At 43.4% G+C, this 12,709-nt stretch carries 10 protein-coding genes; 2 read left to right on the forward strand and 8 right to left on the reverse strand.

The window, feature by feature from the left end; translation table 11 throughout:
- Positions 1 to 3: 3 nt before the first annotated feature.
- The 6 genes from nuoG to ndhC all read right to left on the reverse strand — a co-directional run bounded on the left by nuoG (position 4) and on the right by ndhC (position 7,660).
- Positions 4 to 2,688, reverse strand: a complete 2,685-nt coding sequence (nuoG, locus tag J4G44_RS11670; protein WP_131261530.1) for an NADH-quinone oxidoreductase subunit NuoG — start codon at positions 2,686 to 2,688, stop codon at positions 4 to 6.
- 11 nt (positions 2,689 to 2,699) lie between these two features.
- Positions 2,700 to 4,037 carry an NADH-quinone oxidoreductase subunit NuoF gene (gene nuoF / locus J4G44_RS11675; RefSeq protein ID WP_004975453.1) on the reverse strand — a complete coding sequence of 446 codons (1,338 nt, stop codon included), beginning with the start codon at positions 4,035 to 4,037 and terminating at the stop codon, positions 2,700 to 2,702.
- Positions 4,034 to 4,543, reverse strand: coding sequence for an NADH-quinone oxidoreductase subunit NuoE (gene nuoE / locus J4G44_RS11680; protein ID WP_004975451.1), 510 nt, complete (start codon positions 4,541 to 4,543; stop codon positions 4,034 to 4,036). Before nuoE ends, nuoF begins: the two co-directional genes overlap by 4 nt.
- A gap of 14 nt (positions 4,544 to 4,557) precedes the next feature.
- Entirely contained in the window at positions 4,558 to 6,345 is a 1,788-nt protein-coding gene (gene nuoC, locus J4G44_RS11685) for an NADH-quinone oxidoreductase subunit C/D (protein WP_004975450.1), read from the reverse strand.
- Positions 6,346 to 6,430: 85 nt separating this feature from the next.
- On the reverse strand, positions 6,431 to 7,108 hold the full coding sequence (locus tag J4G44_RS11690; protein WP_004975447.1) for a NuoB/complex I 20 kDa subunit family protein: 678 nt from the start codon (positions 7,106 to 7,108) through the stop codon (positions 6,431 to 6,433).
- A gap of 6 nt (positions 7,109 to 7,114) precedes the next feature.
- Positions 7,115 to 7,660 (reverse strand): NADH-quinone oxidoreductase subunit A, encoded by a 546-nt coding sequence (gene ndhC, locus J4G44_RS11695; protein WP_004975445.1) that lies wholly within the window; start codon positions 7,658 to 7,660, stop codon positions 7,115 to 7,117.
- Positions 7,661 to 8,100: 440 nt separating this feature from the next.
- Here ndhC and J4G44_RS11700 point away from each other — a divergent pair, with 440 nt between their 5' ends.
- Positions 8,101 to 8,457, forward strand: coding sequence for a hypothetical protein (locus tag J4G44_RS11700; RefSeq protein WP_207973677.1), 357 nt, complete (start codon positions 8,101 to 8,103; stop codon positions 8,455 to 8,457).
- A gap of 124 nt (positions 8,458 to 8,581) precedes the next feature.
- Here the strand turns inward: J4G44_RS11700 and J4G44_RS11705 are convergent, their stop codons facing one another.
- Together J4G44_RS11705 and prpF are read right to left on the reverse strand one after the other, a co-directional pair.
- Positions 8,582 to 9,517 carry a polyprenyl synthetase family protein gene (locus J4G44_RS11705; protein ID WP_178866902.1) on the reverse strand — a complete coding sequence of 312 codons (936 nt, stop codon included), beginning with the start codon at positions 9,515 to 9,517 and terminating at the stop codon, positions 8,582 to 8,584.
- A 194-nt stretch (positions 9,518 to 9,711) separates the two neighbouring features.
- Positions 9,712 to 10,902 carry a 2-methylaconitate cis-trans isomerase PrpF gene (prpF, locus tag J4G44_RS11710; protein ID WP_207973678.1) on the reverse strand — a complete coding sequence of 397 codons (1,191 nt, stop codon included), beginning with the start codon at positions 10,900 to 10,902 and terminating at the stop codon, positions 9,712 to 9,714.
- A 321-nt stretch (positions 10,903 to 11,223) separates the two neighbouring features.
- Between prpF and J4G44_RS11715 the strand changes: the two genes are divergently transcribed.
- Entirely contained in the window at positions 11,224 to 12,579 is a 1,356-nt protein-coding gene (locus J4G44_RS11715) for an amino acid permease (RefSeq protein ID WP_171287414.1), read from the forward strand.
- The last annotated feature ends 130 nt before the right edge of the window (positions 12,580 to 12,709 follow it).

A 12,709-nucleotide genomic window follows, 5' to 3' on the forward strand; every position in this document is an offset into this window, starting at 1 on the left:
GAATTACACTCCTACCGCGACTGAAACAGGCTCTGCAAGAGATACCGTTGGTGCAAGACCAATTGGGTAGCCAATATAACCTGTAGGTAAATATTCAATCACTTGTACTGGCAACACGATAGATGTTTCGCCTGCTTGTACAGTAATTGTTTGACCATCTTGTAGATTCAAACGCTGCGCATCCTGCGTACCTACAGCAAATACTGCTTCAGGAATACGTGATTCCATTGCAGGAGTTTTCACCGTAAATTCCCCCGATGCAAAAATGTGATGCATTGGAATTAAACGGAAGCTGTCTGGATTTGCAAGTACTGGTGCAGGTGCAACATAGCTACGTGCAGGACGTTTCGCCAAACGGTCGAATAAACGAATACCTGCGTCACCACCTTTTAAGTGACCACCCACGTTGTCTTGGAATTTGTTCCAAGCTTGTGGCGAGTTCCAACCTGCAGACCAAGCAAATGGTACAAGTGCCGCTGGCGTTTGATTACCCACATAACCTTCCATAGAGAATGTTAATGCTGAATCTACATCGACAGGTTGTTTTGGTTCGTGAATGGATAACGGTGCACGCATAGCGGTACGACCTGAGTAACGACGTGGTTCACGCGCAACTTTTAAGCCATGTACACGGAAACCTGCATCTGGTGCAACATCTTGAATTGCTTCAAGTGCTGGAACATTCTTCACTACAGATTCAATCACGTCATCTAAAACAGTCCAAGCAATTGCTTTGCCTTTTAAGCCTGTTTCAAGTGCGTGTAACCAGCGCCAAGATTCTTTAATCGCCAATTCAGGTTTGTAGTAGCTTGGGTCATAAACTTGGAAGAAGCGTTGTGCACGACCTTCCTGACTCACCACCGTACCATCACCTTCCGCGAAGCTTGCTGCAGAAAGTACGATATTGGCTTTTTGCACAGTTGCGGTTTCAGCATGATCTAGCACGATGACATCTTGTGCTTTCGCTAAAGCTGCATCGACTTGTACTGCAGGTAAACGACGATATAAGTCATTTTCAACCACAATCACAGCATCGTAATCTTGCGCAAATGCTTGCTCTAAGCTTTGACCACCAAAAATAGCCAAGCCCATTGAGTTCACTTCTGGCACAGTTAAGCTTAAACCTGCGTTTTCACCCAAGTTTTGTGCCACTTGTGCAGCCGCTTCCATAATGGCAGCGTCTAGTAAGCTTGTACCTGAAATCACCAATGGTTTTTTCGCAGCTTTTAACGTGTCAGCAATGGTTTGTGCAAATGCTTTCGCATCGTCATCTAAACCTGTGATCACGTCACCTGCAACCGCAGCAGCAATGGCAAAACCTAAACGTGCGATATCATTTGGAGAAGCAACCACTTCACCTGTTGCGACATCAGCTAAACGAGTTTGCGTTGCAGCCAAAATGTAAATTGGTGATTTTGCATCTTGCGCAATACGTTGCACAGGTTCAGCCAACCAATCTGGCGTACGACGCTCTGCCGCCATTTCTTTGGCTTTGTTTTTCGCCGCTTGACGAACAGACAACGCCATACGTGGTGCAGTTTGGGTTAAATCTTCACCCAAAATTAACACAGCATCGTAGTCTTCAATTTCACGCATACCCGGGTTGTAAATCCCTTCGGTTTGCATGATTGAAGCTGCAAGTTCAACCAAGTTTTGCTCTTTTTGCGATAAACCTGTTGAGTAGTTGTCTTGGCCAACCAACTCACGCAAAGCAAAGTTTGATTCAAGCGATGCACGCGGTGAACCAATACCCAAAACTTTTTTGCCTTGAACTTTGGCAATAATCGTATCAAGTGCAGCATCTACAGAAACGGTTTCTACGCTCGCACCGTTACGGAACTGAGGCTGACGTGGACGATCTTCACGGTTCACATAACCTGTACCGAATCGACCTTTATCGCATAGGAAGTATTGGTTGACTTCACCGTTAAAGCGGTTTTCTACACGACGCAATTCGCCATAACGCTCACCCGGAGAGATGTTACAACCTGAAGAACAGCCTTGGCATACGCTAGGCGCATACTGCATGTCCCACTTACGGTTATAACGCGCAGAGTGAGTTTTGTCGGTGAATACACCTGTTGGACAGACTTCAGTCAAGTTACCTGAGAATTCAGATTCCAAAGTACCCGATTCAGGACGACCAAAGTAAACACGCGATGCGTTGGCATAGACACCAAAGTCTGTACCGCCTGCATAGTCTTTGTAGTAACGCACGCAACGATAACACGCGATACAACGGTTCATTTCATGCGCGATGAACGAACCAAGCTCTTGGTTATAGTGAGTACGTTTAGTAAAGCGGTAACGACGACGATCGTGCTGTGTCATTACAGTCATATCTTGTAAATGACAGTGACCACCTTCTTCACAGACTGGACAGTCGTGTGGGTGGTTGGTCATCAAGAACTCTACAATTGAAGCACGGAACTCAGTTGCTTCCTTGTCTTCAATCGAGATATAGGTATTGTCAGCAGCAGGTGTCATACATGACATCACCAAGCGACCACGAGTATCTTCAGGGTTCGCATATTGGGTCACGGCACATTGACGGCAAGAACCGACAGAACCTAAGGATGGATGCCAACAAAAGTACGGAATGTCGATCCCAAGGCTCAAACATGCTTGCAGCAAGTTTTCCGAGCCATTGACTTCGTACGATTTTCCATCGACATGAATTGTAGCCATAGTCGAATTCCTTAAGCTTGTTCTACGTTGCTAGCTTGAGCAGCAGGACGGCTATTTGCCACTTTTGCTTCAAACTCGCCACGGAAATATTTGAGTGCGCCCATTAATGGCTCCATCGCACCTGGTGCGTGAGCACAGAAGGTCTTACCAATCCACAATTTTTTGGTGAGTTCTTGAAGATGTTGAATGTCTTCTTCTTTCCCTTCGCCATTTTCAATTGCTTTGAGTGCTTTTACAGCCCACGGTAAACCATCACGACATGGGGTACAGAAACCACATGATTCGCGCGCAAAGAATTCTTCTAAGTTACGGGTTGCAGAAACCATACACTGGGTTTCATCGACCACCATAAGCAAACACGTACCTAAACGTGAACCTGCCTTCATGATGCTTTCTGCATCCATTGGCAAGTCAATGTGTTCTGCTGCCAAGAAGTCGGTAGATGCACCACCCGGTAACCATGCTTTTAGCTTCAAGCCATCACGCATGCCACCCGCATAGTCTTCAATTACTTCACGTGCAGTCGTACCAAATGGAAGCTCCCATAGACCTGGGAATTTCACCTTACCAGAAGCACCGTAAATTTTTGTGCCAGGGTCTTTCGATTTACCTGCAGATAAACCGATATACCACTCTGCACCACGCAACATGATTGCAGGTAAGTTGTTATAGGTTTCTACGTTGTTGACAATCGTTGGACGACCCCATGCCCCTGCAACTTGCGGGAATGGTGGTTTAGTACGTGGGTTAGCACGACGACCTTCAAGCGAGTTAATCAATGCGGTTTCTTCACCACAGATATAACGGCCTGCGCCCGTGTGCACGTATAGTTCAAAGCCCCAGTTAGTACCTAAAATGTTTTCGCCCAAATAACCTTTGGCACGAATTTGCTCAATCGCTTCATTTAAGTACTGTGCAGCTTCGATGTATTCGCCACGGATAAAGATATAGCCGTGGGTTGCTTCAAGCGTGTACGCAGCAATCAGCATACCTTCAATCAGTTGGTGTGGAAGTTTTTCCATCAACAAACGGTCTTTGAAAGTACCCGGTTCCATCTCATCGGCATTACAAATCAGGTAACGTGGACCTGAATTGTCGTTTGGCGCCATCAGTGACCATTTGATCCCTGCTGGGAAGCCTGCACCACCACGACCTTTTACTGTCGCAGCTTTAATGACTTCAAGCACATCTTTAGGCGGCATAGAAATCGCTTTCTTAAAGCCTGCATAACCTTCTAGTGCTTCGTAATCATCTGCATTACGCACGTGCTCTTGCTTGCTTAAACGCCAAGTTAATGGATGCGTTTCTGGGTTACCGTCACCATAAATTGGTCTTGGTTCGGTATTCATACATACTTCTCCAATAACTGTTGCACCGATGTCACCTCAACTAAACCGTGAGTATCTTCATCAATCATCAAGGTTGGGCCCTTATCGCAATTTCCTAAACAGCAAATTGGCAATAACGTGAAACGACCATCTGCAGTCGTTTGACCAAACTGAATGCCTAATTCACGCTGGAATGCTTCTGCAAGTGTTTCTGCACCCATCAAAAAGCATGCAATCGAGTCACACAATAAAATCACGTGACGACCTACAGGCTGGCGATAAATACGGTTATAGAATGTTGCAACACCTTCTAAATCAGCAACGCTGATGGTTAGAAGCTGTGCAATCGCATTTAACTGCGCATCATCTACCCAGCCATTACGGCGCTGTACACACTTCAAGGCATCTAAAGATGCTGCACGTGGGTACGGATAATGACCAATGTGATGTTCAATTTCATGGATTTCTTCCGCAGTCAAAATCCCTTCAACATTCACACGTGGCTTTTTATCAGTCAAAATCATCATAATGCGTTTACCCCTTAGCGATCCACGTCTGCCATTACGACGTCAATGGTCGCTAAATAAATGATTAAGTCAGATACCAGACTGCCGTTAATCACAGAAGGCATTTGCTGTAAATGCGTGAAAGTTGGTGTACGAATACGGGTACGGTAACTCATCGTTGACTTATCTGAAGTCAAGTAGTAATTCGATGCACCTTTCACCACTTCTGCCATTACAGATGCTTCACCAGCAGGCATTACAGGACCCCAAGACACGCTTAAGAAGTGCGTAATCAGGGTTTCAATATCTTGTAATGTCTTGTCTTTTGGTGGTGGAACAGCCAATGGATGGTCTGCTTTATATGGACCAGATGGCATGTTATCTAGACATTGTTTGATGATTTTCAATGACTCTTCGATTTCACGGAAGTGAACCAGTACACGAGCGTAAGCATCGCCTTCGTACTCTACAGGTACTTCGAAGTCATAGTTTTCATAACCACTGTATGGACGGTATTTACGCACGTCAAAGTCGATACCTGTTGCACGTAAACCAGTACCTGTCACACCCCAAGCCAAGGCAGATTTCGCATCATACTGCGCTACACCTTGCGTACGACCCATGAATACCGAGTTGCGTAATGCCGCAGTGTAGTATTCGTTCATACGTTTTGGCATCCACTCTAAGATTTCACGAATCAGGTGTTGCCAGTTGTTTGGTAAGTCGTGTGCGGTACCACCGATACGGAACCATGCTGGATGCATACGGTAACCCGTAATAGCTTCAATCGCATCGTAGATTTTTTGACGGTCTGCGAACATATAGAATACAGGGGTCATACCGCCCGCATCCTGAATTGCAGTACCAATGAACAATAAGTGGTTATTGATACGGAACAATTCCGACATCATGACACGGATACATTGTGCGCGGTCTGGCACAGTAATGCCTGCCAGTTGTTCCACACCCATGACATACGGCATGTTTTGCGCACAACCACCCAAGTAGTCCACACGGTCTGTATAAGGAATGAATGAATGCCAAGTTTGACGCTCAGCCATCTTTTCCACACCACGGTGGTGATAGCCGATATCTGGCACACAGTCTTTCACTTCTTCACCATCCAACTGCAAAATTACACGGAACGCACCGTGCGCAGATGGGTGGTTAGGACCCAAGTTCAGGAACATGAAGTCTTCGTCTTTATTACCGCGCTTTAAGCCCCAATCTTCAGGCACAAAGCGAAGGTGTTCTTGCTCGAAGTCTTGTTTGGCTTGGTTCTGCATATACGGTGTATATTCCGTTGCACGTGCAGAATACTCTTTGCGTAACGGATGACCTTCCCAATATGTTGGCAACAAGATACGACGAAGCATTGGATGCCCTTCGAAGTTGATACCAAACATATCGTAAGCTTCACGCTCGTACCAGTTGGCATTTGGCCAAATGTTGGTTGCTGTTGGAATATTGAGATCACTCTCATTCAACGCAACTTTAATACGAATGTCCGTGTTACGCTCTAGCGATAACAAGTGATAGAACACAGTAAAGTCAGACGCAGGTAGACCATCGCGGTGAGTACGCAAACGCTCATCTACCGCAGACAAGTCGAACAACATCACGTATGGACGTGACACTGTACGCAAGAACATTAAAACTTCTTGTACACGTGCGCGCTCAACCCAGACTGTTGGAAAATCTTCAAAAGTCGTTTGCACATAGAAGTTCTCACCAAATTTGGTTTTGAGCTCTTCTACAATTGCAAATGCTGGGCGTGAATCAACTGCTGTTGATTCTGGCATAGCAATGTCAGTTTCAGCCATTGGCTTGGCTTCCTATTTAATACAAATTCAGTCAACCTAAACGACAACTACACCCGTCGGGTGCATCAATATTTGTACGTTTAAATTATTTAATTTCATCCATAGAGCGTAAGTTTTTCACCGCAATACGCTGCGCATTCTTACGGTCACGTTCTGGCATCATCTTCGGCTTATATACTGGCTTAAGATCATCACCAATCACCGCAGACAACGGACGACGCTCTAATTGAATTTGGTCTTGTAATAACATCAATGCTTGGATTAATGCTTCAGGACGTGGTGGGCAACCCGGAATGTACACATCCACAGGAATGATTTTATCCACACCTTGCACAACTGAATAAATGTCGTACATACCACCTGAGTTTGCACATGCGCCCATTGAGATTACCCACTTAGGCTCAAGCATTTGCTCGTACAAACGTTGAATTACAGGTGCCATTTTCACAAAACACGTACCTGCAACAATCATCAAGTCTGCCTGACGCGGTGAAGCACGAATAACTTCTGCACCAAAACGTGACAAGTCATGCACACCTGTTAAGGTAGTTGCATACTCTACGTAGCAGCACGATGTACCAAAGTTAAACGGCCAAACTGAGTTCTTACGTCCCCAGTTTACTGCTGTATGTGCCAAGTCCTCTAAACGAGTCATGAACACATTTTTATTCACTTCTTCTTCAAGCGGATCGGTTACGATCTGACGCTCTTGAAGTGGATATTGATCAGCATCGGGATTCGCACGGGTTAAGGTATATTTCATCCCGAGTTACTCCTTGTCAGATGAGGTAGTCGCAGATTTTTTTACACGACCAGAGGATTGAGCTGGAATTTGACCGGTAGGGTCCGTTACCAATTCTTCAATTGAGTTAAAGCGTGTGATTTCTGCAAGATCCATATTTGGCGAACCAATTTTAGGTTTAATCCCTGCTGCTTTACGCTTATCAGATGGAGCCCAGTTCAGCGCACCAGTTGATAATTCATAAATTAAGCCAACGAGTAAAACTAAAATAAATACAGCAGCCGTTGCAAAGCCCACCCAACCTACTTCACGAACAGAAGCTGCCCATGCGTATAGATAAAGTGCTTCTAAGTCGAAAACAACGAAGAAAATTGCAACCAAATAGAACTTTGCAGATAAGCGGATACGTGCTCCACCAGCACCTACAACACCCGACTCAAACTGCTCTTGCTTCGCACGCCCCCATGATTTACCCCCAAGGAGTAAAGGAACGGTCAGCATAAAGACGCATAAAAATGTAACGCCGATCACGAAGGCAATAATTGCCCATTCGTATGGAGTAATGGCACTCATGCGGGGATAACTCCTGGCAGGCCTATTTATTAACAAAGAATGTATGTATTGGCCTTCAAATACACCAAACACAAAATTAATCACGCCAATTGTACCTGATTTATGATTTCACTTGCTAGTTCATAAGTCTTAGTCTTTCGGATGATTTTTTATTCAAATACTTGATATTTTAGAATTCCACTACTCCGTAGGGCTCTTAATCGCTTTAACAAATAGATAAGTCAGTTGTGATTATTTTTTCCAAAACACCAATTGAGCGGTTCGTTGCAAAGTTTTTAAATTTATAGAGAGATCATCGCAACTTCAGGTTTCAGCTTAGTTTAAGCCGCACAAAATTTTGTGTAGTTTTTGCAACTTAGCCCCTGAGTTTCTTTAATTTTTCACCCAGAGTGTGCTATTCCTAGTAAGCATTAAAAATTTGAATAATAAGGAGTAAACACATGAGCTTAGACTATACCCACAAACCAAATTACTTTATGTTTGCGCAATTATTTATTCGTCATTTGCAAAATTATTTTGAAAAACATCCTGACGCACAAAATGCAATTTTTGACCTGCGTGATATTTACGAGTTATTTCGCCAAGACAAAGCATCTGCCACCATTAATTTAGACGGCATTATGAATATTGCAGATGAATACCGCCTTGAAACCTTACAAGGCGATCAAAAATTAATTAGCCGTTATGCGATTGATCCACAAAATAATTCTTTGTTGGTAGATTTTAACCGCGAGGCTTTAGACAGCTTAAAACAAAGCAAAGCAATTTTACCACCTGATGCAACGCTACAAGAATAAAGCCGTATAGAATCTGCATTAAAGTGTGTCGCTTAAAACAGCTAACACTTTCATAAAGCACAAAAAAGCGAGCATCTGCTCGCTTTTGAGTATTGAGAGCCACAAGCCCTCCATCTAGAATAATTTAGCTTTTACGTGACAATAAAAACTCGGAAATTTGCTGTAACTCTAAGACGGTATCAGTTTTAAAATATGCCAACGCAGCAAAGGCTTGATCGTGCAATTCTTGTGCATAAGCTTGTGCTTTTTCCAAGCCCATGAGTGCAGGATAGGTCGATTTTTCAACTTGTTCATCTTTCCCTGCAGTTTTACCTAGTACTTCAGTATCCGAAATAATATCTAAAATATCGTCTTGTACCTGAAAGGCTAAACCAATCGCCTGCGCATATTCACGCAATTGCGGAATCGCTTTATCTCGTCCATCAAACACGGTCACAGCGGCCATCATCACCGCTGCAGAAATTAACGCCCCTGTTTTATTACGGTGGATATTTTCCAAAGTCGCCTGATCTACCTGTTTACCTTCAGACTGCAAGTCTAAAACCTGACCACAGACCATTTTTGAAGAAGCGGTGGCTAAAATTTGCATCTGTTTGAGCACAATGCCTTGATCTACTGCAACAGCCTGATCAAACAAACGACTGCCTAAAATTTCAAATGCCATCGACTGTAAAATGTCGCCTGCCAACAATGCTGTATCTTCACCATACGCTGCATGGCACGTCGGTTGCCCACGACGCAACAAGTCATTGTCCATACACGGCAAGTCATCATGTGCCAATGAATAGCAATGAATCAGCTCAATCGCAACTGCAGCACGGCGTACCGCAGCAGAGTTTTGATTCGGTCTTAATGCTGCGGTGGCATAACACAAGGCAGGGCGAACACGTTTTCCACCCAACATGACGGCATGATGCACGGCAGACTTTAACGGTTCTGGCAATGCAAAAGCCTCTAAAGCGGTAAGCAAGTCTTGCTGAATACGTTGTTGGGCTGCGGTTAATGCATGCGCCTGTAAATCGTGAAGTGATGACACATTCGCCTCGAGTGGTTGGTTCATGTCTAATAAGCAGTAAGCTGCCTGTGTTGCAGCATTGTACCTGTAATTCAAAGTTTTTTAAGCCTTAACTGAACTGATATAACATTTCAGCCATAAGAAAGCCCCTATCGAAATAGAGGCTGTATTTAGTTAACTAGAATCTATGACACTTCGTCTATCCTATCCTTCACTGCGCCTTGCACTGCAAACAAAACTTATTCTAATGTTTCCGCAGGTACACGCACCCAACCTTCCATTAATACACGTGCACTACGGCTCATCAGGGCTTTTTTCACTTGCCATTGTCCATTTTCGTGTAAGGCTTGCGCACCCACACGAAGCGTACCTGATGGATGTCCAAAGCGCACTGCTTCACGCTCTCCCCCGCCCGCAGCCAAGTTGACCAATGTTCCCGGAATGGCTGCAGCTGTACCAATCGCGACTGCTGCTGTACCCATCATGGCATGGTGTAATTTACCCATCGACAATGCACGTACCAATAAATCGGTATCTTCAGCCTGAATTTGTTTACCACTTGAAGATACATAACTTTTTGGCGCAGAAACAAAGGCAATTTTTGGCGTATGCTGGCGTTTTTCAGCTTCAGCAATTTCCTGAATCAAACCCATTTGTTTAGCACCATAAGCGCGAATGGTTTCAAAACGTGCCAAAGCTTGTGCATCACCATTGATTGCATCTTGCAGTTCTGTGCCTATATAACCAATTTCTTCTGCATTTAGGAAAATTGTTGGAATACCCGCATTAATAAAGGTCGCTTGGAATGTTCCTATATCTGGCACATGCAAAGTATCCACCACATTTCCAGTTGGGAACATTGCCCCACCTTCTTCGCCATCATCGGCAGGGTCTAAGAATTCAATTTGTACTTCTGCGGCAGGAAAAGTCACGCCATCCAACTCAAAATCACCCGTTTCCTGCACCTGACCATGCGCCATAGGCACATGCGCAATAATGGTTTTTTCAATATTTTTTTGCCAGATACGTACAGTACAAATGCCATTTTCTGGAATTTTACTGGCATCGACCAAGCCATTGCTGATCGCAAATGCACCGACTGCAGCTGTTAAGTTACCGCAGTTGCCACTCCAATCGACAAATGGCTGATCAATCGAAACTTGCCCAAACAAATAATCGACATCGTGATCGGGTTGAGTGCTTTTGGCTAAAATTACGGTTTTACTGGTACTTGAGCTTGCACCGCCCATTCCATCAATTTGCTTGGCATAAGGGTCTGGACTGCCAATCACACGCAATAAAATTTGATCTCGAATTTTGCCTGGCAGCTGCGCTGCTGCAGGTAAATCATCAAGTTTAAAAAATACACCTTTACTGGTACCGCCACGCATATATGTTGCTGGAATTTTAACTTGTGGTGCAAAACGCATGAATTTTATTCCCTTGTTTTTTGATTGTTATGGCCATATAAAAAGACCCTTTTGCATCATAACGGTTTTTATTCAAAAGGTATCGCGGTCTTGACTTAAGTATAAAAAAACAACATTTGGTAAATTTCACCCTAACCAGTCATCTTGATTTATAAGGCAAAAATAAAATTAATATATTGATTCACTTATCTTTTATACAAATAAAAACCATAAAATATTTTAATATTTATTATAAATTTATTTCATTATTGCCTAGCTACTAGGCTAATGAAATTTGATCTATTACAATCTTGTCACTTTTTCCTTGTCGGGCTGAATACTTTGAACAACGAGTCTTCACAACTTCAGCGTGGCTTAAAGAACCGCCATATTCAATTGATTGCCATGGGTGGCGCAATTGGTACAGGCTTATTCTTAGGTTCCGCGCAGGTCATCCAATCTGCTGGCCCTTCTATTATTTTGGGTTACGCCATTGGTGGTCTTATTGCATTTTTAATTATGCGCCAATTGGGGGAAATGATTGTTCATGAGCCCGTTGCAGGATCATTCAGTCACTTTGCCTATAAATATGCAGGTAAATTCCCCGGCTTTTTAGCAGGTTGGAACTATTGGATTTTGTATATTTTGGTGGCAATGGCAGAACTCACCGCAGTTGCCAAATACATTAACTATTGGTGGCCGCATATTCCTGCTTGGACATCGGCACTGTTCTTTTTCATTGTGATTACCATTATTAACTTGGGCAATGTAAAGTTCTACGGTGAATCAGAGTTCTGGCTAGCAATCATTAAAGTCGCTGCTGTGGTTTCGATGATTGTGTTTGGTTTATATCTCTTACTTTCTGCAGATGCCAATTCAACCGCATCATTCAGCAACCTTTGGGCGCATGGGGGGTTCTTCCCGAATGGCTTTGAAGGTTTGTTCTTTATGCTGGCATTCCTCATGTTTGCCTTTGGCGGCATTGAGTTGATTGGTATGGCAGCCGCAGAAGCGCAAGATCCTGAAAAAACCATTCCTAAAGCCATTAACCAAGTGGTGTTCCGTATTCTAATTTTCTATATCGGTTCACTCACCATTCTATTGTCTTTAGTGCCTTGGAATCAGTTAGATTTAGGTGGTTTAGATAAAAGTCCATTCGTGATGATTTTTAGTCAAATGGGCATTGAATGGGCAGCGCACTTACTGAATTTCGTGATTTTGACTGCGGCACTTTCTGTGTATAACAGTGGGATGTATGCCAACAGCCGTATGCTGTTTGGTTTAGCCAAACAAGGTAACGCACCAAAAATTTTCCTAAAAGTGAATAAACAAGGTGTGCCAATTCCAGCAGTATTATTCTCTGCGGTATTAATTTTCGGCTGTGTATTGTTGAACTACTTTGTACCTGAAGAAGCTTTAAGCCACCTCATGTATATTGTTGTGGGTGCATTGGTTTTAAACTGGGCGATGATCAGTTTGACTCACCTTAAATTTACCAGCACACTGAAAAAATTAGCGATTCCAACTAAGTTCCCTGCGCTATGGTCACCATTTAGCAACTATTTGGTTTTAGCGTTTATTGCAGTGGTACTTTATATTATGTGGACTCAAGGCTTTAAAGAATCAGTCATTATGATTCCTGTATGGGTGGTCTTGATGTACATTTTATTTAGAGTGCTTAATGCGAAAAAACCTTAATTTGCATAGTACGCATAGTACAGATTTCTAAAAATTGAAAAGTTATTGCTTCGGCAGTAACTTTTTGCTTTTAAGCCCCCCCTTTTAATAACCCATAAATAAAGTGCTGCACTTAAAATAATTTAAATTC

This window comes from Acinetobacter towneri, from assembly GCF_017498585.1.
GTDB lineage: Bacteria > Pseudomonadota > Gammaproteobacteria > Pseudomonadales > Moraxellaceae > Acinetobacter > Acinetobacter towneri.

Bases quoted from the DNA above. Each gene is read 5' to 3' on its own strand.
- nuoG (WP_131261530.1), bottom strand. From the start codon at position 2,688: ATGGCTACAATTCATGTCGATGGAAAATCGTACGAAGTCAATGGCTCG.
- nuoF (WP_004975453.1), bottom strand. From the start codon at position 4,037: ATGAATACCGAACCAAGACCAATTTATGGTGACGGTAACCCAGAAACG.
- nuoE (WP_004975451.1), bottom strand. From the start codon at position 4,543: ATGATGATTTTGACTGATAAAAAGCCACGTGTGAATGTTGAAGGGATT.
- nuoC (WP_004975450.1), bottom strand. From the start codon at position 6,345: ATGGCTGAAACTGACATTGCTATGCCAGAATCAACAGCAGTTGATTCA.
- J4G44_RS11690 (WP_004975447.1), bottom strand. From the start codon at position 7,108: ATGAAATATACCTTAACCCGTGCGAATCCCGATGCTGATCAATATCCA.
- ndhC (WP_004975445.1), bottom strand. From the start codon at position 7,660: ATGAGTGCCATTACTCCATACGAATGGGCAATTATTGCCTTCGTGATC.
- J4G44_RS11700 (WP_207973677.1), top strand. From the start codon at position 8,101: ATGAGCTTAGACTATACCCACAAACCAAATTACTTTATGTTTGCGCAA.
- J4G44_RS11705 (WP_178866902.1), bottom strand. From the start codon at position 9,517: ATGAACCAACCACTCGAGGCGAATGTGTCATCACTTCACGATTTACAG.
- prpF (WP_207973678.1), bottom strand. From the start codon at position 10,902: ATGCGTTTTGCACCACAAGTTAAAATTCCAGCAACATATATGCGTGGC.